19 protein-coding genes and 2 pseudogenes are annotated in these 22,309 nt (G+C 71.8%); 17 read left to right on the top strand and 4 right to left on the bottom strand.

Annotated elements, in window-relative coordinates; genetic code table 11:
* Positions 1-743: 743 nt before the first annotated feature.
* From ACZ4M3_RS33010 to ACZ4M3_RS33055, 10 genes are all read left to right on the top strand, one after another.
* Entirely contained in the window at positions 744-1,769 is a 1,026-nt protein-coding gene (locus ACZ4M3_RS33010; RefSeq protein WP_467739142.1) for a bifunctional DNA primase/polymerase, read from the top strand.
* Positions 1,766-3,340 (top strand): DNA primase family protein, encoded by a 1,575-nt coding sequence (locus ACZ4M3_RS33015; RefSeq protein ID WP_467738947.1) that lies wholly within the window; start codon positions 1,766-1,768, stop codon positions 3,338-3,340. The genes ACZ4M3_RS33010 and ACZ4M3_RS33015 overlap by 4 nt, the downstream gene beginning before the upstream one ends.
* Positions 3,341-3,556: 216 nt before the next feature.
* A complete protein-coding gene (locus ACZ4M3_RS33020; protein ID WP_190187537.1) occupies positions 3,557-3,934 on the top strand; it encodes a DUF6009 family protein in 378 nt (125 codons plus the stop codon).
* A gap of 377 nt (positions 3,935-4,311) precedes the next feature.
* Positions 4,312-5,595 (top strand): ParA family protein, encoded by a 1,284-nt coding sequence (locus ACZ4M3_RS33025; protein ID WP_467738949.1) that lies wholly within the window; start codon positions 4,312-4,314, stop codon positions 5,593-5,595.
* The gene (locus ACZ4M3_RS33030) at positions 5,592-6,560 is read left to right on the top strand and encodes a ParB/RepB/Spo0J family partition protein (RefSeq protein ID WP_467738951.1); all 969 of its coding nucleotides are present in this window, start codon (positions 5,592-5,594) and stop codon (positions 6,558-6,560) included. The genes ACZ4M3_RS33025 and ACZ4M3_RS33030 overlap by 4 nt, the downstream gene beginning before the upstream one ends.
* 126 nt (positions 6,561-6,686) lie before the next feature.
* The gene (gene tap / locus ACZ4M3_RS33035) at positions 6,687-8,828 is read left to right on the top strand and encodes a telomere-associated protein Tap (RefSeq protein WP_467738953.1); all 2,142 of its coding nucleotides are present in this window, start codon (positions 6,687-6,689) and stop codon (positions 8,826-8,828) included.
* 6 nt (positions 8,829-8,834) lie between these two features.
* Positions 8,835-9,395 (top strand): telomere-protecting terminal protein Tpg, encoded by a 561-nt coding sequence (gene tpg, locus ACZ4M3_RS33040; protein ID WP_467738955.1) that lies wholly within the window; start codon positions 8,835-8,837, stop codon positions 9,393-9,395.
* A gap of 207 nt (positions 9,396-9,602) precedes the next feature.
* The gene (gene argG / locus ACZ4M3_RS33045) at positions 9,603-11,048 is read left to right on the top strand and encodes an argininosuccinate synthase (RefSeq protein ID WP_467738957.1); all 1,446 of its coding nucleotides are present in this window, start codon (positions 9,603-9,605) and stop codon (positions 11,046-11,048) included.
* Between the two features lie 188 nt (positions 11,049-11,236).
* The gene (locus ACZ4M3_RS33050; protein ID WP_467738959.1) at positions 11,237-11,971 is read left to right on the top strand and encodes a TetR/AcrR family transcriptional regulator C-terminal domain-containing protein; all 735 of its coding nucleotides are present in this window, start codon (positions 11,237-11,239) and stop codon (positions 11,969-11,971) included.
* 108 nt (positions 11,972-12,079) lie between these two features.
* Positions 12,080-13,309, top strand: a complete 1,230-nt coding sequence (locus ACZ4M3_RS33055; RefSeq protein WP_467738961.1) for a cation:proton antiporter domain-containing protein — start codon at positions 12,080-12,082, stop codon at positions 13,307-13,309.
* Between the two features lie 123 nt (positions 13,310-13,432).
* Here the strand turns inward: ACZ4M3_RS33055 and ACZ4M3_RS33060 are convergent, their stop codons facing one another.
* A complete protein-coding gene (locus ACZ4M3_RS33060) occupies positions 13,433-14,203 on the bottom strand; it encodes an SDR family NAD(P)-dependent oxidoreductase (RefSeq protein WP_467738963.1) in 771 nt (256 codons plus the stop codon).
* Positions 14,204-14,452: 249 nt separating this feature from the next.
* On the opposite strand from ACZ4M3_RS33060, the gene ACZ4M3_RS33065 reads away from it, so the two are divergent.
* From ACZ4M3_RS33065 to ACZ4M3_RS33085, 5 genes and pseudogenes are all read left to right on the top strand, one after another.
* The gene (locus ACZ4M3_RS33065; RefSeq protein ID WP_467738965.1) at positions 14,453-15,040 is read left to right on the top strand and encodes a ScbR family autoregulator-binding transcription factor; all 588 of its coding nucleotides are present in this window, start codon (positions 14,453-14,455) and stop codon (positions 15,038-15,040) included.
* 196 nt (positions 15,041-15,236) lie between these two features.
* Positions 15,237-16,103, top strand: coding sequence for an AfsR/SARP family transcriptional regulator (locus ACZ4M3_RS33070; RefSeq protein WP_467738967.1), 867 nt, complete (start codon positions 15,237-15,239; stop codon positions 16,101-16,103).
* 89 nt (positions 16,104-16,192) lie between these two features.
* The gene (locus tag ACZ4M3_RS33075) at positions 16,193-16,903 is read left to right on the top strand and encodes a ScbR family autoregulator-binding transcription factor (RefSeq protein WP_467738969.1); all 711 of its coding nucleotides are present in this window, start codon (positions 16,193-16,195) and stop codon (positions 16,901-16,903) included.
* Positions 16,904-16,934: 31 nt separating this feature from the next.
* A pseudogene (locus ACZ4M3_RS33080) lies at positions 16,935-17,192 on the top strand (beta-ketoacyl synthase N-terminal-like domain-containing protein); the annotation flags it as partial.
* 444 nt (positions 17,193-17,636) lie between these two features.
* On the top strand, positions 17,637-18,143 hold the full coding sequence (locus ACZ4M3_RS33085; RefSeq protein WP_467738971.1) for a DinB family protein: 507 nt from the start codon (positions 17,637-17,639) through the stop codon (positions 18,141-18,143).
* 12 nt (positions 18,144-18,155) lie between these two features.
* Here ACZ4M3_RS33085 and ACZ4M3_RS33090 read toward each other — a convergent pair whose 3' ends face one another.
* The gene (locus ACZ4M3_RS33090; protein WP_467738973.1) at positions 18,156-18,698 is read right to left on the bottom strand and encodes a flavoprotein; all 543 of its coding nucleotides are present in this window, start codon (positions 18,696-18,698) and stop codon (positions 18,156-18,158) included.
* Between the two features lie 59 nt (positions 18,699-18,757).
* Here ACZ4M3_RS33090 and ACZ4M3_RS33095 point away from each other — a divergent pair, with 59 nt between their 5' ends.
* A complete protein-coding gene (locus tag ACZ4M3_RS33095; protein ID WP_467738975.1) occupies positions 18,758-19,174 on the top strand; it encodes an SgcJ/EcaC family oxidoreductase in 417 nt (138 codons plus the stop codon).
* A 71-nt stretch (positions 19,175-19,245) separates the two neighbouring features.
* Here the strand turns inward: ACZ4M3_RS33095 and ACZ4M3_RS33100 are convergent, their stop codons facing one another.
* Positions 19,246-19,722, bottom strand: a complete 477-nt coding sequence (locus ACZ4M3_RS33100) for a GNAT family N-acetyltransferase (protein ID WP_467738977.1) — start codon at positions 19,720-19,722, stop codon at positions 19,246-19,248.
* 52 nt (positions 19,723-19,774) lie between these two features.
* Between ACZ4M3_RS33100 and ACZ4M3_RS33105 the strand changes: the two are divergent.
* A pseudogene (locus ACZ4M3_RS33105) lies at positions 19,775-20,347 on the top strand (NAD-dependent epimerase/dehydratase family protein); the annotation flags it as partial.
* A 407-nt stretch (positions 20,348-20,754) separates the two neighbouring features.
* On the opposite strand, the gene ACZ4M3_RS33110 reads toward ACZ4M3_RS33105, so the two are convergent.
* Complete coding sequence (locus tag ACZ4M3_RS33110; RefSeq protein WP_467738979.1) at positions 20,755-21,834, bottom strand: ScbA/BarX family gamma-butyrolactone biosynthesis protein; 1,080 nt, start codon at positions 21,832-21,834, stop codon at positions 20,755-20,757.
* Positions 21,835-22,309: the final 475 nt, after the last annotated feature.

The raw sequence follows: 22,309 nt of genomic DNA on the forward strand, positions 1-22,309 counted from the left end.
CGGTGAACACCCTTCGGTCCCTGTCCCTTCAGTCACTGCACAAACCTGCAGGTCAGGGGCGCTCGCCCCGGTGGACAGGGACCGAAGGGACTGAAATTGCTAGTTATGAGCCACACATGCTTCTAGAGGCCTTTACATACGCCCGCGCATACACGCACACACGTGAGAAGTGGAAGAGTCACTTCTGAGTCCCTTCAGTCCCTGTCCAAGCTTCTTCACCCCTTTGACCTGCGGTTTTTCTCAGGGACTGAACAGGGAGGGACTGAAGCGGAGTCGGGGTGCTTTCAGACCCTGGAGCGAGTCGCAGCGGGAAGGGGCCCCCGGCGGTGCGGGTGACGTACTGGACTGGTGGGGCCGAGCTGGTGAGCCACTTGAGTCCGGCTTGCGGCACGGGGGACGACTGAGTCAGCTTTCGGCCAGAAGTGACGACACGCCAGGGCGCGGGGAGGCTGAGGATGAGAACTTTCCCGGAGGAACCGGGGCATATCTCCACGTAGCAAGGGACCGAAGGGACTGAACTGGCGATACCGCAGCTATATGAACCCGAGACGTCACAACCTCTGGGGTAACCTCCGCAATAGTGAATCTTCAGTCCCTCTGGTCCCTGAGCTGCAGGTGGAAGCGGCTCAGGGAAGCAGTACGGGGTTGGGAGCAGCCGTCCCTCACACCGTGTCAAGGAAGAGCCAGTGCCCGTGCGTTACGAAAGCCCGCCACACGAGGTGCCTGGCGGGACCGCACTGGACGTGGCCACCTGGATGGCCCTGCGCGGCTACCCGGTGCACCCCCTCGCGCCAGGGACCAAGACACCCGCGCCGAACTGCTCCGACTGCCGGGAGGGCCAGCACCCGCCGCACGCGTGCCCCTGCCACTCCAGCGGCCGCTGGTGCCACGGTTTCCACGCGGCCACCACGGACCTCGAAACAGTGCGGCAGTGGTGGCGGGCCGAGCCGGGCTTCGGCATCGGCGTCGCCTGTGGTCCGGCCGGGCTGGTGGTCATCGACGTCGACGCCCACGCCGTACCACTGCCCGACCGGCAGCGCCTGCTGCCCGGCATCCCCATCGACGAGCGCGTCGACCTGACCGGACTCAGCAGCGGCTTCGACACCTTGGCGCTCCTGGCCGCGTACCGGTCCGTACCCGACCCGTGTCAGGACACCTCGACGCTGCGCGTCCGTACGCCCTCGGGGGGCATGCACATCTGGTACCGGACGCCCCTGAACGGCCCGCGCTTCCGGTGCTCCAGTGGCTCCAGTTCCAAGGTCGCGCTCGCCTGGCAGGTCGATGTCCGTGCGGTGGGCGGCTACATCGTCGCGCCGACCACCCGCACGGCCGCCGGGACGTACGAGCCGTTGCGCGGTGCGCGCCTGCCCGCGGTGCTGCCGCTGTGGCTCACCGCGGAACTCGTACGCACCGGGCACGGGGTGGACTCCCCCGCCCCGGCGGGGCCCCCCGTGCCACGGCCGAAGGCCCGTGGTGCCCGAGGTTCCGGGCGGGCCGGCCGACGTGTGCTGGGCCCGCTCCTCGAAGAGGTCCGCTCCTGCGCGGCCAGTCCCGCCGGAACGGCCTTCAGCGAGAAGCTGAACCGGGCCGCCTTCACCGCCGGAGGGCTTGCGGCCGCCGGCCACCTCACCGAGGCCGAAGCCCGGCAGCTGCTCCTCGAAGCCGCAGACCGAGCCCGACCCCACCAGCCACGCCGAAACGTCCTCATCGTCGACACAGGGTTGCGCGCCGGCAGCGATCGGCCGATCCACCCCAGGGAGCGCCCATGAGCAGCGCCGGAAGCGCGGGGTTCAACGCCCAGGCGGCGGCGGAACAGCTCGCCGCGTTCACGACGGACACCACGGCTACGAACACGGCGGCTGCGAACACCACGGCTCAGGGCCGGCGCCTGCCCGCACAGCAGAGCGGGACTCCCCTGGCCGTCGGGACGGTGGACTTCATCCAGGCGGGGCTGCTGCACAACCTGACCGATCGCGGCAACGCCAAGCTGTTCGCCTACCTGCACCACGACCGGTTCCGGCACGTCGAGGGACTGGGCTGGTACGTGTGGGACGAGTACCGGTGGAAGCGCACCGGCGGGGAGAAGGCGGCGATCTGGGCCGCCGGCGACATGGCGGAGGACCTGCCCGCCCACGACCCGCGCGGCGTCTTCACCGACCGGGAGCTGGCCCAGCACCGCAAGCGCACCATGTCCACCTCGGGCGTCAAGGCCATGCTCACGCAGGCCAAGGCGTCGCCCGAACTGGCCCTGGACCCCGACACCCTGGACGGCGACAAGTACGCGCTGTGCACCCCCGCGGGCGTGGTGGATCTGCGTACCGGCGACCTGCACAAGCCCAATCCCACGCGCGACCTGCACTCCCGGGCCACCCACCTGGCGCCCGAAGCCATGCCGACGCCGAGGTTCCACACGTTCCTCAAGCAGACCTTCGGCGATGACGACAAGGGCAAGGAGATGATCCACTTCCTTCATCTCCTGCTCGGCTACTCCATCACCGGCGACGTCGGCGGCCAGGTGCTCCCGTTCCTCTACGGTGTCGGCGCGAACGGCAAATCGGCGCTGCTCGATGTGGTCATCAAGATCCTCGGCGACTACGCGGACGTGGCGCCGCCCGGGTTCCTGATGGAGCGCGGCAAGTTCAACGAGCACTCCACCGAGCTGACCGAACTGCACGGCCGGCGGCTGTTCGTCTGCAGTGAGCTCAAGCCGCACGACAAGTTCGACGAGGCCCGGGTGAAGCTCCTCACCGGTGGCGACCGGCTCAAGGCACGCCGCATGCGGCAGGACTTCTTCAGCTTCGAGCCGACCCACAAGCTCTGGCTCCTGGGCAACCACCGCCCGGAGGTGGGCACCGGCGGCCACGCGTTCTGGCGCCGCATCCGGCTCATCCCCTTCGAGAAGGTCGTCCCCGACCACCGGAAGATCGACAACCTGGCGGAGGCGCTCGTACAGGAAGAGGGTCCCGGCATCCTGCACTGGATGATCCAGGGAGCCAAGGCCTACCTCGCCGACAAACCGCCCCTGACGGGGCCCAGCGTCGTGCGCACCGCCACCCAGGCCTACGCGACGACCGAGGACCACATCGGGCGTTTCCTCGCGGAGTGCTGCACCACCGGCGCGGAACTGCCCGATCCCCGGGACCTCAAGGTCGAACAGGGAGCCCTCTACCGCGCCTACAGTGCCTGGTGCCTTGATGGTGAGGGCCTGAGGCCGGCCACCACGCGCGCGTTCGCCACGCGTATCCGCGCCGAGGTGGGCGTCGCCTCGCCCAATGAGATGCTCCGTTCGAACGGCCAGAAGTTCTATCCGGGATTGGCCCTTCTGGCCGACGAAGAGTAGGTCCCACGTGACGCGAACAGTGCAACTACGGCGTGACTGGCCGATGAGTGCTGCGGTCGGGGAGCGGGCACACCTACGATGGACAAGGATGATGAACAGATCCACCAGCCGGCGGGAGCCCACGGGGCTCCGTCGCATACCGGCACCGGCGTCGTTCGCGGCGCGGAGAAACCAGGGGCCCCGCAGGGCCGACGTGCACGAGGAAGGGTCCAGGCCATGAGCTCGCTACTGACAGCAAGCGATCTCGCCCACGAGGTCAAAGTGGTGTGGCTGGAGGATCCCGAGGAACTCGACTACGTTCGGCAGGCCCTGGACAAGACGCCGCGCCGTCGGGGGAAGCCGCGCTACCACCGTGACGGGCGCATGATCGGTTTCACCGAACTCGGCGACACCGCGGAAGCGGACCCGGACAGCGGGCTGCAGAAGCGACGTGTCTTCTACCTCCTGCCGCACGACCGGGACGCGCAGCCCGAGGGGCTTTACCGGGAGGGCGCGCCGGGCGAGGCCGTCGACCCGCGCACGATCCAGCCCAGGCAGGTCGGCAGGAAGACCGAACGCTCGCAGCGCGGGCTTTCCGCTCCCACCGTCGCCTGACGGGATCCTGCGGAACCATTAACGGCGTTAACGGCGTTAACGCCCCGGCGCCCGCCCCCCGGCGCCCACGTCCGGCCTCTGTGGCCCAGGGCCTGCTGGGACCGGAGTGCATCCGGTGACCGGGCGGCCAGGCGGACGGCGGGCGCACGGCTCACCGGCGCATCCCGGAACACCGGACCATTAACGCCGTTAACGCTCCGGGCACCCCCTGCTCCTGCGGACTGGCAGTCGCAGCCGACGGCTCACCGCCCCGCCCCCAGTCCCCCGGGGCATTAACGGCGTTAACGCACCCCCTCCCGGGTGGCTGACCTCTCTTCGTTAGCAAAACCCAAGCGTGGCGCTCACATCCACCCTGGAACGTTAGTAAAGTCCCTCCCATGACTTCGCCCTCCCAGAGCGACCGAGAGAAGGTCGTCTCCAAGCTCCCCCCGTGGCTCCGCCAGGAACTGAAGGTCCGCACCGCCCAACTGCGCGTCGACATCCAGGACGCGGTGCACCACGGCATCGCCCACTGGAGCTCCCTCGCCTCCGCCCCCTCCCCCGTCGACACCTCCGGCGCCGAGTCCTTCTCCACCTGGCTGCCCGTCGGCCAGTGGGAGTCCTTCCGTGCCGATTCCAAGGACCGCGGCGTCTCCCTCATCCAGGGTCTCGCCCAAGCCGTCCACCTCTGGCTGGAGATGAACCCCGCACCCACCGTCAAGCGGCCCTCCGTCGTGCGCCGCATCGTCGTGTGCAACCAGAAGGGCGGCGTCGGCAAGACCGCCATCACCGCCGGCACCGCCGAGGCCCTCGCCGAGGACCCCTCGACCCTCCACCCGGTCCGCGTCGCCCGCCAACTGGCGCGCCTCGTCCCCTCCCCTGACGACCCGGACGGGACCGCCCCCCACCCCGATGCGGTGCCGAGTACGACGACACCCCCGGTGGACCTGGAGGACCTCCCCGGCCTCGGCATGCGCGTCCTGCTCGTCGACTTCGACCCCCAGGGCCACCTCACCAAGCAGCTGGGTCAACAGCCCCTCCCCATCGGCGGCGACAGCCTCACCTGTCACATGGCCGGCGAAGCCAAGGGCCCTCTCGGCGACCTGATCGTTCCCATCCCCGACGACCGCTTCGGCGACCGCCTGCACCTCCTCCCCGCCTGTACGGACGCCTTCCTCCTCGACGTCCGCCTCTCCACCGTGCGCGCCCGCGAAGCCGCCCTCGAACGCGCCCTCGCCCCGGTCGAGTCCGACTACGACGTCATCCTCATCGACTGTCCCCCGAGCCTCGGGCTCAGCATGGATGCGGCCATCTACTACGGCCGCCGCCGCGACACCGAACAGCCGGGCGCCTCGGGCGCGCTGATCGTCGTACAGGCCGAGGACTCCTCCGCCGACGCCTACGACCTCCTCACCTCCCAGATCAACGATCTGCGCGACGACCTCAGCCTCGACATCGACTACCTGGGCCTCGTCGTGAACCTCTACGACGGCCGCCGCGGCTACATCGCCACCTCCTCCCTCCAGGCGTGGATGGACATAAAGGATCCGCGGGTCGTGGCGATCGTCCCCGACCTCAAGGAACAGCGCGAAGCCGTCCGCGTGAAGCAGCCCCTCTTCGTCTACGCGCCCAAGGGCGACCAAGCCGTAGCCCTACGCGCCCTCGCCCGGGAGATCTCATGAGCAGCAAGGCCGACAAACTCGGAGTCTCCGCCTCCTTCGCCCGGGCCCAGCCGGTCGGCGTCAGCTCCCGCCGCGCGGCGATCGCCGAGGCGACCGGCGCCCCCACCTCCGGCATCACCCCGCCCTCCGAGGTGCCCATCGAGGCCCTGGCCCACAACCCCTTCAACCTCCGCGAGGACCTGACCGAACTCGACGAGCTCGCCCAGTCCCTCATCTCCCGGGGCCAGCTCCAGCCCCTCGCGGTCGCCACCCGCATGGCGTTCATGGAGGCCCACCCGGGCCAGACCGACGGCTTGGGCCGCGCCCCCTACGTCGTCATCGACGGCAACCGGCGCCTCGCGGCCGCCCAGCTGGCCGGTCTCAAGACCATGCACATCCACGTCAACGACGCGCTCTCCGCGTCCGCCGCCGACATCCTCGAATCGGCCCTGATCGCGAACGTCCACCGGGTCGACGTCGCCCCCATGGACCAGGCCCGTGCCCTCCAGGAACTGGTCGACGTCCACGGCTCCCAGGCGCAGGTCGCCAAGCGGCTCGGCAAGACGGCGGCGTGGGTCTCCCAGCGCCTGGCCCTCCTCAACCTGACGCCCACCCTCCAGGAGAAGGTCGATACGGGCGAGCTCAAGGTGGAACCGGCCCGCCGCATCGGCCGGCTTCCCCAGGAGGACCAGGCGGCCGCAGCGGACGAGACCATTAACGCCGTTAACCCTCCTCGCCAACGCACGCGCGTTAACGGCGTTAACGCCGTTAACGCCCCAGCCTCCTCACCGGCGCCGCTTGCGGCACCCCAGGCGCCCGTCGGGTTCACCCCTCCCACCGCTTCCACCCCTCCCCCGCTTCCCGCCGCCGCGCCGCGCATCACCATCTCCACGGACTCTCCGGAGACCATCGCGGACGCCCTCACCGCCCATCTCACCCCCGACGACCTCAAGGCCGTCACCGAGCTCCTGCTCACCCGCATCTGAGGCACCACTTCCGATGGGGCGTTAACGCCGTTAACGCCCCACGTGCGTTTCGTGTGCGTTCAAAGGTGCGCTTCACATAGCCTTACCGCGAGAACGAGGCAGCCCACCAGAGACCCGACGAGAGCCATGAGCAACGAGCCTGAACAGATCACGCTCTTCGCAGCGGTCGACGCCCTGCTCGAAGAGGCAGCCGCGCAGGACCCCCTGCCGCACCCCGACGAGCGCAAGCGCCTGCGCGAAGCCGCCGGACTGAGCCAGGACCAGATCGCCAAGGCCCTCTCCGTCCGCCGCGAAACGGTCACCTCCTGGGAGACCGGCCGCACCGCCCCCCGCCCCCCGAAGCGCGCGGCCTATGCCCGCCTGCTCGAAGGCCTGGCCGCCCTCCACCCCGTTAACGCCGTTAACGCCGTTAACGCTCCCGCTCCCACCCCGGCGGCCGAGCCCGTCCCCCCGGCCCACGCCGACGGCGTTAACGCCGTTAACGCTCCCGCTCCGGCCGCCCGAGGCCCGAAGCCCCGCTCCCCCCTGCGCCCCCGCGGCACCGTTGACGCCGTTAACGCCGTTAACGCCGTCAAGGCGACACCGCCCTCCGCCCCCCCGGCAGGCAACGGTCCCCTCGCCGTCCTCGACGGCGCCGGCCACGCCCACACCGCCGGCGGCCAGATCCTCGGCCACCCCACCACCGACCTGCCGTCCCTCATCACCTGGGCCCTCAGCCCCGACGCCGACCTCCGCTCCCCCCGCCTCCACCGCAACGGCAAGGACGGCGACCCCCTCCTCGTCCTCACCGCCGCCGCTACCGAGGCCCTCGGTCTCCCCCTCGCCCTCGAAGACCGCCGCGCCCTGCGCCTCCCCGACAACCACCCCGTCCTCAAGCTCCTCGCGCGGCACAAGTGGCAGCTCACCCGTCGCGGCTTCGGCCCCTGGGCCCGCGTCTACCGGCCCGCCACCCCCACCACCGGCCGCCAGTGCGTCCAGCTCGCGATCCTCCCCTGGGGCGCCCTCGACCCCCGCGCCTGGGGCGAGGACACCGCCGACCTCCCGGCCCCCGAACTCGCCGAGCTGCTCACCACCTACGCCGCCCGCGTCCTCACCCCCCGCGGCTCCACGGCGGTCACCGGCCTAGAACTCATGACGGCCCTGCGCCCGCCCACCCGCGCCGCTCGCAACCCCGTCACCAACGCCTGGGAGTCCGCCCCCGTCCCCGGCTCCCTCACCCGTCCCGTCGACCCGGCGCCCCCGGAGGCACCCGACGAACACCCCGTCGTCGCCGCCCGCTACCCCCGGGCCCACCAGCGCACCCCGGACCAGGTCCTGGACGAAGAGGCGTACGACTGGATCCGCGACCCCCAGCTCCTCACCGACGACGAGTGCACCCGTACCCATGCCGTCGGCATCGACGTGAACATGGCCTTCGCCGCGGCCGCCAACCGCCTCACGGTCGGCCTGGGCCCGGCGACCCACACCACCGCGCCCCGCTTCGACCCGAAGACCCCCGGCTGCTGGCTGGCGGACCTCTCCTCCCTCCCCCACGACCCCCGCCTCCCCAGCCCCTTCACCCCCCACGGCCGGCCCCCCACCGGCCCGGCCTGGTACGCGACCCCGACCCTCGCCTACGCCCAGGAACTCGGCCACCCCGTGCACCCCACCGAGGCCTGGCTCCGCCCCGAGAGCGGCTCCTACCTCGACGCCTGGTACACCCGCCTCCGCGACGCCTACATGGCCACGATGGCGGACCTCGGCATCACCCCCGCCCTCCCGGAGGCCGAGTTCCTGGAGGCCATGGAGACGTACAAGCAGCACGACCCGATCGCCACCTCGGTCCTCTCGGCGATCAAATCCACCGTCAAGGGCGGCATCGGCAAACTCCGCGAACGCCCCCAAGGCGCCGGCTACCGTCCCGGCGAACCCTGGCCGGCCCTCGAACGCCCCACCTGGCGCCCCGACATCCGCGCCGCCGTCATCGCCACGGCCCGCGTCAACATGCACCGCAAGATGCACAAGCTCGCCGCCGCCGCCGGGGTGTACCCCATCGCGGTCCTCTCCGACTGCGCCGTGTACCTCTCCCCCGGGCCCAGCCCCCTCGACTTCCTCCCCCGTACCCCCGAAGGCAAGCCGGTCCCCGGCGGCTTCCGGCTCGGGGTCAGCCCGGGCATGGTCAAGCACGAGGGCACCCAGCCGCTCCTCTGGGCCGTCGAGATGCTCGACTCACAGCTCAATCCCGCACGCCACATCAAGGGCCACGACGCAGCGGCCGACGGAGAGTAAGAAACCATGCCCCCCTCCGACATCGACGACAGCCTCGTCCGCGCCGACGCGCAGCACTTCACCCGCCCGATCCCCAAGTCCGCGGGCGCCCAGATGCGCTTCCTGGTGAAGCAGCTCAGGTCCACCCGGGAGGCGGCCCGCCTGCTCGGCGTCTCCCAGCGCACCGTCGAGCGCTACGTCAAGAACCAGATCAAGAACCCCAAGCCGGCCCTGGCCACCCGCCTGGCCGATGAGGTACGCCGACGCTGGCAGCCCGTGGTCCGCAAACGCGCCCGCGACCGGGCCGCCCGTACCACCGGACTCGTCATCGAGACCCGTGCCCGTTTCGGCTTCACCGCGGCCCCCGGCACGACCGACGACGGCCGCATGCGACGTATCACCCAGCACCTTCCCCCCGAGTACGCGAGCCGCCTGTTCGCGGCCCAGGAGGCAGGCGCCACGGAAGCCCAGCTCCGCGCCATCGCGGCGGAGGGCCTCCAGGAGGTGTACTTCAAGGACAACGGCACCCGCGCCACCAGTCTCCTGGTCGAGTTCACCGACATCGACTACGTCGACCTCGCCTTCTGAGGTACTGCGGAGGGACCGAAGAGGGGCCGAAGGGACTGAAGGGACTGGAATTCGCCATTGATGTGCGGCGGCTTTCAGCCACACCGCCACCCGAGCGTTAACGGCGTTAACGCCGTTAACGGTGCCGGCGGCCGGGGCGGAGGCGTTAACGGCGTTAACGGGGGGCCGGGTTTTGCATGATCATGCGGGGGAGTGCATACTCTTCCTATGTCTAAGGTCCTCACCTCCCTCCCCGCCGGCGAGCGCGTCGGCATCGCCTTCTCAGGCGGGCTCGACACCTCGGTCGCGGTCGCGTGGATGCGCGACAAGGGCGCGATCCCCTGCACCTACACCGCCGACATCGGCCAGTACGACGAGCCCGACATCGGGTCCGTGCCCGGGCGGGCGAAGACCTACGGGGCCGAGATCGCGCGCCTGGTCGACTGCCGGGCCGCGCTGGTCGAGGAGGGTCTGGCCGCGCTCACGTGCGGGGCGTTCCACATCCGCTCGGGCGGACGGGCCTACTTCAACACCACGCCGCTCGGCCGCGCCGTCACGGGCACGCTCCTGGTCCGGGCGATGCTGGAGGACGACGTACAGATCTGGGGCGACGGCTCGACCTTCAAGGGCAACGACATCGAGCGGTTCTACCGGTACGGCCTGCTCGCCAACCCGCACCTGCGGATCTACAAGCCCTGGCTGGACGCCGACTTCGTGACCGAGCTGGGCGGCCGCAAGGAAATGTCAGAGTGGCTCGTCGCCCACGACCTGCCCTACCGGGACAGCACGGAGAAGGCGTACTCCACCGACGCCAACATCTGGGGCGCCACCCACGAGGCCAAGACGCTGGAGCACCTGGACACCGGCGTGGAGACCGTGGAGCCGATCATGGGCGTGCGGTTCTGGGACCCCTCGGTGGAGATCGCCGCCGAGGACGTGACGATCGGCTTCGACCAGGGCCGTCCCGTCACCATCAACGGCGCGAAGTTCGCCTCGCCCGTCGACCTGGTGATGGAGGCGAACGCCATCGGCGGCCGGCACGGCATGGGCATGTCGGACCAGATCGAGAACCGGATCATCGAGGCCAAGAGCCGCGGTATCTACGAGGCGCCCGGCATGGCGCTGCTGCACGCGGCGTACGAGCGGCTGGTGAACGCGATCCACAACGAGGACACGGTCGCCCAGTACCACAACGAGGGACGGCGCCTGGGCCGGCTGATGTACGAGGGCCGTTGGCTGGACCCGCAGGCGCTGATGGTGCGGGAGTCGCTCCAGCGCTGGGTCGGCGCGGCGGTGACCGGCGAGGTGACGCTGCGGCTGCGGCGCGGTGAGGACTACTCGATCCTCGACACCCGGGGTCCCGCGTTCAGCTACCACCCGGACAAGCTGTCCATGGAGCGCACCGAGGACTCGGCCTTCGGCCCGGTGGACCGGATCGGCCAGCTCACGATGCGCAACCTGGACATCGCCGACTCGCGCGCCAAGCTGGAGCAGTACGCGGCGCTCGGCCTGATCGGCTCCGCCAACCCCGCGATCGGCGCGGCCCAGGCGGCTGCGACCGGGCTGATCGGCAGCATGCCGGAAGGTGGCGCGGAGGCCATCGCCTCCCGCGGCGAGGTCTCCGGGGACGAGGAGATGCTGGACCGCGCGGCGATGGAGTTCGGCACGGACTGACCGGCGGGCCCAGGCACAACACGGAGAGGTCGGCTCGGCGCCCATGGCGCGGGGCCGGCCTCTTTGCCGTCCGGGCCGGGCCGGACGTTAACGGCGTTAACGCCGTAACGGCGTTAACGCCGTTACGGCGTTAACGCCGTTAACGTGTACGGTGGACGCAATTTTCTGGGCGAGGATGAGGGGACCCGATGGACGGCGAGTGGGGCGCGGTGGTGGGGCTGCTGTGGGGGCCGTCGGTGCAGCCGGCGAGGGGGCCGAAGCGGGGGCTCACACTCGGGGGCATCGCGGCGGCCGGGGTCGCCATCGCCGATGTGCAGGGGCTCGGCGGAGTCTCGATGCAGCTCGTGGCCGGGGAACTCGGGGTCACCAAAATGGCGCTGTACCGGTACGTGCCGGGGAAGGCCGAGCTGGTCGCGCTCATGGTGGAGGCGGCCATGCCGGATCCGGCCGGACTGGACGCGGAGCTGGCCGCCGGGGACGGGTGGCGTGAGCGGCTCGGCGTGTGGGCGCGGGCGTTGTACGCGGGGTTCCGGGCGCACCCCTGGCTGCTGGAGGCGACCGTCGGGGCTCGGGTGATGGGTCCGCGGGAGGTGGGCTGGATGGAGCGGGCGCTCGCGGCGATGGACGGGTGCGCGCTGAGCGGAGCGGAGGCGATGGACGCGGTGGTGCTGGTGTCCGGCCACGTACGGGGTATCGCCGAGCAGGAGCGGGCGATGGGCGGCGGTACCGCCGGGCCGGACGCGGAGCTCGGGCGGGCGCTGGACGAGGTGATGCGGGAGCACGGGGCCGGGTACCCGGCGCTGACGTCCGCGCTGGCCTCGGTCGCGGCGCACGGGGGACAGGGCCGGGCGTTCGAGTTCGGACTGGAGCGGATCCTCGACGGAATCGGCTTGCTGGTGGAAGGGCGGCCCGCCGCCTCCTGACTTCCGGGGGCGGGGGACCTTCGGAAGTCCCGGCGTTGTGGCGTCGGCCCGGTTCCGGCACGGGGAGCCGGGGGAGAGGGCCGGGGACGCCGTCTTCGGGAGGGGCCTGTGGCGGGTGATCCGCTGCCGGGGGTGCTGGTCGCGGTACCGGTGGTCCTGCTCCTGTGCGCGGCGGCCGCGGTGGCGGCGCGCAGGTGCGGGCAGCCGGCGGTGGTCGGGGAGATCGCCGTGGGGATCCTGCTCGGGCCCTCGCTGCTGGGGTGGCTGTGGCCGGCGGGGCAGGGCCGGTTGCTGCCGGTGGAGGTGCTCCCGTACCTGGGGGTGCTGGGGAACCTGGGCCTCGTCGTCTTCATGTTCCTCGTCGGGCTGGAGCTGGACCCCGGTCTGCTGCGCGGACGCGGCCGGGTCGTGGCGGTGGTGAGCCAGGCGAGCGTGGTCGTACCGCTCCTGCTCGGCGGGCTGCTGGCGGCGGGGATGTACGGGTCCTTCGCGCCGGACGGGGTGGGCCGGGGGGAGTTCGTACTGTTCGTGGCCGTGGCGATGAGCGTGACGGCGTTCCCGGTGCTGGCGCGGATCCTGACGGAGCAGGGACTGTACGGGACGCCGGTGGGGGCGGTGGCGATGGCGAGCGCCGCGGTCGCGGACGTGGTGGCGTGGTGCCTGCTGGCGGTGGTCGTGGCGGTGGCGGACGGGGGCGCGGGCGGCATCGGCGGGGCGGTGGTGACCGGGGTGCTCGCCGTGGGGTTCCTCGGCGGGATGTGGTTCGGGGTACGGCCGCTCCTGGCCCGGTGTGCCGAGCGGTGGGGCGACGGCGGCGGGGTGGTCGGGCTGTTCGCCGGGCTGTGTCTGGCGGCGTACGTGACGGACGCCATCGGAGTGCACGCGCTGTTCGGGGCGTTCGTGTTCGGCGCGGTGGTGCCGCGGGACCGGCTGCCGGTGCAGCGGGCGGCCCGGCGGATGCGGGAGGTGGTGGTACCGGTGCTGCTGCCGCTGTTCTTCGTCGGGAGCGGGCTGCGGACGGACGTCGGGCTGCTGGGCGGCGACACGGGGGCGTGGCTGTGGGCGGTGGTGGTGCTGGTGGTGGCGATCGCCGCGAAGTGGGGCGGGGGAGCGGGGGCCGCGTTGGCCGCGGGGCAGCCGGTGCGGGACGCGGTGCTGCTGGGGGCGCTGCTGAACTGCCGGGGGGTCACGGAGTTGGTGGTGCTGAACGTGGGGCTCGGCCTCGGGGTGATCGGACCGCGGCTGTTCACGGTGCTGGTGCTGATGGCCGTGGTGACGACGGCGCTCACCGGGCCGGTGGTCCGGCGGACGGCGGGGCGACGGGGAGGGCGGCGTTAACGGCGTTAACGCCGTTAACGCGGCGCCGCCATGATCCCGTTGACCGTTAACGCCGTTAACGCCGCGCCGCGGTGGACCCGTTCGGCGTTGACGGCGTTAACGGCGTTAACACCCAGGGGTGTCTCAGCGGGTGACCCAGCCGCCGTCCACGGAGAGCGTGGTGCCGACCACGAACGAGGCGCGGTCGCTGCACAGCCACACGGCCGCTTCGGCGATCTCGGCCGGATCGGCGATCCGGGGGAGCGGCGCCGCCTGGAGGAGGACGTCCTCCATCTCCGGGTTGTCCTTGAGCCAGCCGTCGATCATCTCGCTGCGCGTGGACCCGGGGGCCACGGCGTTGACGCGGATGCCGTGGGGCGCGTACTCCGTGGCGGCGGCCTTGGTCAGGCCGATGACGGCGTGCTTCGAGGCGATGTACGGGGCCGACACCGGGGTGGCCACCAACCCGGCGGTGCTGCTGTTGTTCACGATCGCGCCGCCCCCGGTGAGCAGCATCGCGCGGATCTCGTGGCGCATGCAGTTCCAGACACCGCGGACGTTGGTGTCCATGGTGCTGTCGTAGGCGTCCTCGTCGAGGAGGTGCATGGGCTTCGGCTCGACGCCCATGCCGGCGTTGTTGAAAGCCGCGTCCAGCCTGCCGTACGTCTGCACGGCCGCGGCGACGGCGCGGGCCACGTCCTCGGGATTGGCGACGTCGGCGACGACGTACTGGGCCCGGTGCCCGGCGGCGCGCAGTTCCTCCGTGAGCGCCGCCAGTTGGGGCTCGCGCCGGGCCACCAGGGTGACCGCTGCGCCTTCACGGCAGAACACCCGGGCGGCGGCAGCTCCAATGCCGGCACTGGCACCCGTGATCAGGGCCGACTTGCCTGTGAGAACACCGATGTCACCGCTCATGAAGGCTGACAGTAGCAGCGGGTAGGGGGCTTGGAACCAGGCCGTCACGGTGATCGTTCCCGCCGGTCTCGGAGCGGTGGGAGGACGGGTCGTGTGGAGGGTGCGTGGAGCGGTCGGCGGGGACTGGAAGCGGTGGCTCCACTGGGAGTCCGCCCGGACTCGGCTGCGGGCACCGAGTGTGGCCGCCCGAACTCGTCACACCCCCTCAGGTGTACCGCGCATGCGGCGCATGCGGTTTGTGGAGCCCCCATGGATAAGCAGGAGCGTGCGGCGCGCACGCGGGAGTCACTCGTGCGCGCCGCGGCGGAGGTGTTCGCCGAGGAGGGGTACGCTGCCGCGTCCGTCGCGACGATCAGCCGCCGGGCCGGAGTGACCACCGGTGGGTTCCACTTCCACTTCGCCGGAAAGGCCGCTCTCGCCCGGGCCGTCGAGGACCGGTCCGTCGACGCGGTGCGGCGGATCATCGACACCGCCAGAGCGGCCGGGGAGGCGGCGGCGGACCCGTTGCGCGTCCTGTCGGACTCGACGTCCGCGCTGATGGTGCTGCTGGCCGAGGACGTCGTGGTGCGGGCCGGCTTCGGGCTGGCCGCCGACGTCTCGCGGCGGAGCCGGATCGACGTGTGGGGGAGGTGGCGGTCATGGGTGGACGAGTTACTTGAGGCCGCCGAACGGGGCGGGGCGCTGGCCCAAGGCGTGTCGCGGCTGGACGCGGCGCGCGCGGTGGTGGCCTCGACGGTCGGGCTGGAGGTGATGGGGGCAGCCGAGCCGGGGTGGACTGCGCCGGAGATGGTCGCGCGGCTCTGGACGCTGATGCTGGGTGGGCAGGCGCCGGAGTAGTGGAACAAGACCGAACGGTTTGATAAGTCGGGGGGCGATGGGATGGGGGAACCGAGAACGTTGCAGGTGGGGTGGGTTGGGAGCTGGGGGCGGGGGGTGGCTGACGGGAAACCGTCTGGCGTGAACCGGGTTGACAAACCGTCTGTCCCGTTTTTTACTGGCTCCTGCGACTCATCCAAGGACAGGGGAGTACGACGTGGACATCGATGTACTGGGCGCACTGGCCGTGCGGGAGAACGGGATCTCCATAACGCCGACCGCCCCCAAGCCCCGGCAGGTCCTGGCCCTCCTGGCCCTCCATGCCGATCAGGTGGTACCCGTATCGGCGCTGATCGAGGAACTGTGGGGTGGTCTGCCCCCGCGCAGCGCCCGTACGACGCTGCAGACGTACGTACTGCAGTTGCGCTCGCTCATCGCGTCGGCGCTGGAGGGCAGTGACGGCGCCCGGACGGCGAAGGACGTGCTGGTCACGCTGCCGGGCGGGTACCTGCTGAACAGCGGGGGCGGGACGAGCGACGTGCGGGAGTTCGACCGGCTCGCGGGGATGGGGTACCGGGCGATGGACGCCGGCGACCATCCGGGGGCGGCGAGGCTGCTGCGGGAGGCGCTGGCGCTGTGGTCCGGTCCGGCCTTCGCCGACGTGCACGGCGGCGTGCAGCTGGACATGGAGGCGCGGCGGCTGGAGGAGACCCGGCTGTGCGCCCTGGACCAGCGGATAGAGGCGGACCTGCGGCTGGGGCGGCACCGGGAGCTGCTGGCGGAGCTGACGGTGCTGGTGAGCCGGTACCGCACGCACGAGAACCTGCACGGGCAGTTCATGCTCGCGCTGCACCGGTCGGGGCGGCGGGGCGAGGCGCTGGACGTGTACCAGCGGCTGCGGACGACGCTGGTACGGGACTTGGGGCTGGAGCCGTCGGCCGCGCTGCGGCGGTTGCAGCGGTCGATCCTGATGGCGGGGCCGGACGGGGTGGCCGCGGGACGGGTGGTCGGCGCCGGGGCGAGTGCCGGGGCCGGTGTCGGGGCCGGTGTGGCGGATGTGCGGGAGCGGCTCGTACGGGCATGAGGTAGGGCGTGAGATACGGGCCTGAGGTACGGGTCGGGTTCGGAGCGGTGTGATGCGTGCGTGGCGGCGCGGGCGAGAGGAGACGAGCGGTGCAGGAGAGGTCGGAGCGGACACGTAGGCGGTTGGTCGTCGCCGGGGCCGAGTTGTTCCACCGCCACGGCTACGCCAACGCGACCCTGGGGGACATCGCGCGTGCGGCGGGTGTCACAAAGGGAGCGCTGTACTTCCACTTCGCGTCGAAGGACGACCTGGCCGACGCCGTGCAGCGCCGGGGCTGCCGGCTGTTGCACGAGGCGGTACGCGGGATGCGGGAGGGCGGGGCCTCGCCGTTGCAGGTGCTGATCGACACGACGCACTGGCTGGCGCGGACGCTGCACGAGGACGCGGCGGTCCCGGCGAGCTTCCGGATCACCAAGGAGTGCGCGGGGCAGCAGCCGGCGGTGATGGACTTCCACGGGGCGTGGTTGGCGTCGGTGTGCGGGTTGCTGCGGATGGCGCGGGACGCGGGGGAGCTGGCGGGGGCCGGGTTCGTCGGGGACGCGGGATTCGGCGGGGACGGAGGGCTCGGCCGGGAGCGGTGGGAGGAGGCGGAGGCGTTGGTCGCTGCCGCGCTCTCGGGGATCGAGGTGCTGTCCGGGACCGGGTTGTCGTACGCCGAGCTGCGGCGGAAGGTCGCGGCGTTGTGGGGGCTGCTGCTGCCGAGCCTGGTGGGCGGGGCGCGGGTGGCGCAGTACCGGACGGACGGAGCGGCGGAGGCCGCTGCGGGGGCGGGTGCGGGTGCGGTGGTCGGCGTCGGGTGACGCGTCCCGCCGGCCCGCGCAGGGCCCGGCCATGGCCCTGGGCGTTCGGAGTGCCGGCGCCGGCAGCGGGGCCTTCTGGCGGCTGCCGAGCGAAGGGCGTACGGCGACGCGGGGGATCACCCTCTTCGACGCCTCGGGGTTCCGCTCCCGGGTGGCGGCCGAGGCCGACTTCGACCCGCGGGCGCACGGGCTGACGCCGCGGGAGATCTGCCGTATGGACCGTGCCGCCCAGTTCGCGGTGGTCGCGGCGCGCGAGGCGTTCGCCGACAGCGGGCCGGCCCTGACCGGGCGCACCGGCGTCGGGTGAGATGTCCCGGGCGCGGCCGTGACGGCCGGGCCGGGGTGCGGGGGAGGGCTGCGGTGCGGCGGTTTCGGACCGGAGGGCTGGGCGGGGGCGGGGTGCGCGTACGTACGGGCGGGCCGCCGGGGCGCGGTGGAACGGGGGCCGCAGTACACCGGACATGATCGACGGGGCACCGTGCACTTCGCGCACGTCCGTCCGCCCGAGGCGGGCGGTGGCGGGGCGACCGCGCCGCCGCAGGCCGCGGCACCGGCGGGGCCGGGTCCGGTGAGGCGGGAGCGGACTCCGGCGTCCTTGGAGCAGCAGTACCGGCCCGGGGCGGGCGGGGGCAGGGGTATGCCGACACCAGGCGCCCGGCGTCCGAGGGCGGCGGTCACTCCCCGCGGTCGGAAGTACGTGGCCCTTTCCGCGGGTTGTGGTGATCATGGGGTGGTGAACGATGAGAAGAGGACGCCGCCCGTGCAGGACGGCGATGAGCGGGCCACGCTGACCAGCGTGCTGCAGTGGCAGCGCGACACCCTGATGATGAAGTGCGCCGGACTGACGGACGAGCAGCTGCGGCGCAGGGCCATCGCCCCGTCGGGGCTGAGCCTGCTGGGGCTGGTGCGCCACCTCGCGGAGGTCGAGCGGGGCTGGTTCCGCAACGTCCTGAACGGTGAGGACGTACGGGGCTACTTCCCGAGGAACGCGGCCGGGGAGTGGACGGAGTTCCACGTCGAGGACGCGGACCCGGCCGAGTCGTTCCGGATCTGGGCGGAGACCTGCGCGCGGTCGCGGGCCATCGTCGACGCGGCCGGATCGCTGGACGTACAGGGGCACTTCGGGGAGGAGAAGTACTCGCTGCGCTACGTCCTCGCCCACATGATCGAGGAGTACGCCCGGCACAACGGTCACGCGGACCTGTTGCGCGAGGTGATCGACGGGGTCACCGGGGAGTAGCCGGACGCCCGGCTACGGGGCAGGGCGGGCCGCAGCCCGGTCCACCGCGTCCAGGGCCGCGGCCCACGGGAAGGGCGCGGCCTCGCCGGGCGGGGCGGGGGCAGTGCCGTTCTCGCCGTACAGGAGCTCGACGCCGGCGCCCCGCAGCACGCTCAGGGAGAGCTCGAAGCGCGGGTGGGCGGCCAGGGCGGCGTTGAGGCAGGGCACGGCCACGGTCGGAGTGCCGCTGCCGATGGCCTCGGCGGCCAGGCCGGCGACGAACCGGTCGGTGAGCCCGAGGGCCCAGGCGTTCAGCGAGTTGAAGGTGGCGGGGGCGAACAGCACCGCGTCGGCGGCCGGCCAGACGTCGGGCTCGCCGGGCAGCGGGTACTGCCACCGCACCGGGTTCCCGGTCAGCGCGGCCAGTCCGTCGAGGCTTGCGGACACCCAGTGCGCGGCGGACGGGGTGAGACCGAGGCAGACGTCCCAGCCGCGCGACTGGGCGTCCTCGACGACGTGCGCCACGTCGAAGACGGGCGGGGCGGCGGAGCAGAGCAGGTACAGAGTCCTCGTCATACCGCCATGTGATCATATTCCTTGACCTCAACCATGCTTGAGGGTGCACAGTGATCGCCATGGACAACACCAACGGATCCCGCAGCGCCGACCTCAAGGCCATCGCGGAGGTGGTCGCCACCGTCGAACGCACCCAACGGGCGAAGGACGCCGAGGGGTTCCTCGCGCTCTTCCACCCCGAGGCGATATGGACCACCGCCCACGGCAAGGTGCTGACCGGCTTCGAGGAGATCGCCGCCTTCACCCGCGCCGTGCTGCCGGCCGCGAGCTGGGACGGCGAGGTGACGTACGAGGTGACCCACACCCTGTTCCTGCGGCCGGACGTGGCCGCGGTGAAGGTCCGTCAGGTGTACGCACCGGCGGACGGGGCCGGCAGCCAGGGGGCGCCGCTGTACGTGATGACCCGGCAGGACGACGGGCGCTGGCTGCTGACCGCCTGCCAGAACACCGAGGTGCGGGCCGGGCAGGGCGGGTGAACCGCCCGGCGGGGGAGCGGGACCTGTCCCCGTGAGCACCCGCGGGCCTGGCCGACGGGTCCGCCCACGCCCTAGGCGGAGGGCGGCAGGTCGAGGACGCCCACCCGCTGGCCGCCGCTGAGTTCGCCCGTGGTGCGGAAGCCGAGCCCCAGGTAGAACGGCTCGGGGCCGCCCTCCCCCGGGTGCCAGGTGACGTAGAGGCGCGATCCGCCCGAGCGGCGGATCTCCTCGGCGACGGCCCGGACCGCGAAGCGCCCGTACCCCTTGCCCTGGTGGTCGGCGGAGATGTTCATGCGCCACAGGCCCGAGCGCCGGTCGGCCGGGTTCCCGTCCCAGGGGAAGTCCAGGAACGCCATGACGAACCCCACCACCTCGTCCCCGTCGACGACGGCCCGGGGCCAGGCGAGCGGCCCGTGCACGTACGCCTCGGCAAGCGATTTCAGGACAGGGGAGACGAAGTGCTCCTGATGCGCGTGGAGCCGGATCGCGCACACGGCATCGAAGTTATCGGGGGTCACCGGCGTCAGACGGGGAGTTGAGCTGGTCATATTCTCAGCCTACTTTCTCGCGGCCAGGTGATCGTCGGGCCGGTCATGGGGTATGACAGGACGAGAACCCCCGCTCCCCGGCGAAAGGCTGTCGTTGATACCCGAACGGATCCTCGTGACGGGCGGCACCGGTTTCGTCGGCTCCCACGTGACGCAGCGGCTGCGGTCCGCGGCCCCGGACGCCCCCCTGCTGCGGCTGTTCACCCACCGCCGCCCCACGCCCGGGGAGCGCACCGGCGCACCGGCCGTGGAGAGCGTCACCGGCGACCTCACCGACCCGGCCTCGCTGCGCGGGATCTGCGACGGCGTCACCACCGTCGTGCACCTCGCCGCCCGGATCGGCGGCACGCAGGAGGAGTGCCGGGCGGTCAACACCGAAGGCACCCGGGCCCTGCTGGCCGAGGCGGAGCGGGCGGGCGTACGGCGCTTCGTGCACCTCGGCACCGCAGCCGTGTACCGGGACGAACCCCACCGGGGCGCGGCCGAGGGGGTCCTGGCGGAGGAGCCGTCCTCCTCGACCAGCATCAGCCGGCTGGCCGGCGAGCGGCTGGTCCTCGCGGCGGGCGGCACCGTACTGCGGCCGCACCTGGTCTACGGCCGCGGAGACACCTGGGTGATCCCCGCGGTCGCGGACCTGGTGGGCCGGCTCCCGCACTGGGTGGACGGCGGCCGGGCGCGGATGTCGATGATCTCGGTGGACGCCCTGGCGGGGGCGGTGGCGGACCTGGCCCGGCTGCCCGGACTGCCCGCCGGACAGGTGCTGCACGCCACCCACCCGGAGCCGGTGACCTGCCGGGAGCTGGTCACCGCCGTGGCCCGGGCGCTGGACCTGCCGCTGCCCGAGGGTGAGGTCACCCTCGGGGAGGCGCTGGCACTGCTGGGCGGCGAGGACGATCCCCTCGTACGCCGCAGGCTCTCGCTGCTCACCGTCGACCACTGGTACGACAGCGGGCGGCTGTGGAAGCTGGTCGGCGCCGGGCCGGGACCGCGACTGGCGGAGGCGTTCGAGCGGTACGCCCCCTGGTACCGGGATCAGAGGGCGGCGAGCGCCGGGGCGGTGACGGGCGCGGCGGTGACGTCGGCGGTGGCGGCGCCGGCGGGGAAGGCGGCCGGCAGCGTGCCGGGCCCGGATGCCGGGGCGGCCGACACCGTACCGGTGACCAGGGCCTCGAAGACCTTTACGTCTCCCTGACGGCCGACCACCTGCACCGTGCGGACGCCGGGGTCCGACGAAGGGGCCACCTCTGTCTCGATCCAGCACGGGGCGTCGAGTTCGGCGTAGTTGAGGAACGACGACTCGATGCCGGTGAGGCTGAACGAGTCGGTCGCGAAGGTGCTGTACGCGGCCTGCCGGGCCGCCTCGATCAGGACCATCGCGGGGTGGTGGTCGTTGGCGTGCTCGAACAGGATCGGGTGGCTCAGGTGCGGGCTGAGCAGCCAGCGGTCCGGGCCCTCGGCGGGCGCGAGGACGACGTCGATCGGCAGGATCCGGCCGGCCTGGACCGCGGGGATCGGTGTCGCCCGCGGCGCCGGCGCGGCGGCGCTGCTGGTGCATTCGCCGCGCAACCGTCTGTATACCGCCGGCGGGACGAAGCTGAAGAACGCGGTGCCGGTCGCCGCGACCCGGCCGTCGCGGCGGACGCTCACCTCCAGGAAGCCGGAGAAACGGTTGCCCTTCCAGCCGAAGTCGCGGCAGGAGGCGATCAGTTCCAGGTCGGTGGGGCGGGTGCCTATGAACAGCTGCGCGGGATCGGTCTTGAAGCCGAGGTTCCACAGCAGGGCGTTGTGCCCGAGCGGTACGCCGTACTCGGCGTGGCACAGCAGCAGCCCGGCCTGGCGGATGGTCTCGCCGGCCTGGACGGGGTCGTGGCTCATGCCGTCGGCGGTGGTGAAGAAGGTGTGGGCGCGCGGCCACTGGCCGTTGAGCAGGAAGAGGTCCTCCCCTATCCGCCGGTAGCCGGTCAGGAACACCTCCGCGACGGAACTCCGGTGCACGTATTCCCTCGGTACCGTGCTCGTGAGCTCTGGAAGGTCGTTGCAGCGCGCCCAAGGTGCACCTGTTCCAGACAGGGGCTGCACCTGGGCGTCGGTCTGGAACGTCAGCAGGGTCATTGACCTCTCCACAGAGTCGTGACGACGGTTGGGGGGTGCTCTCCTGATCACGCAAGATACGTACTCTCCGGTTTTGTTTGCAAGGTAGTTCGGACGCCCAGTTGTTACATGGCCCGGGCCGCCGGGGTGCCTCGACCGCGGTCCGGGAGCCCCCCATCCCGACCCCTACCAGGCACGTTACGAACTGATCGCACTGCGTGGGACTCGGAGGTCCCGTCCCAAGTGGGAGGCGGTGTTCCGCTCCTTGGAGCGCCCTCGCGACGTTGCCCGCGTCAAATGTCCGTACCCCCTGCCGCCTGCGAAGAACGGTTCCGGCGGCCGTGGCGGCCGCACTGGACCACGGCATGTGGGGCGCTGAACAAACCGATCAAGCGGTTTAGTATTGTCTTCAACGGTAGGCGTAGGGGTCCACGCCGGAAGAGGGTGGCCGGTTCCCGTGTGAACCGGTGCGACGGCAGAAGACGTACCGATGAAA

The sequence above is a fragment of the Streptomyces sp. NPDC026522 genome (genome assembly GCF_055567555.1).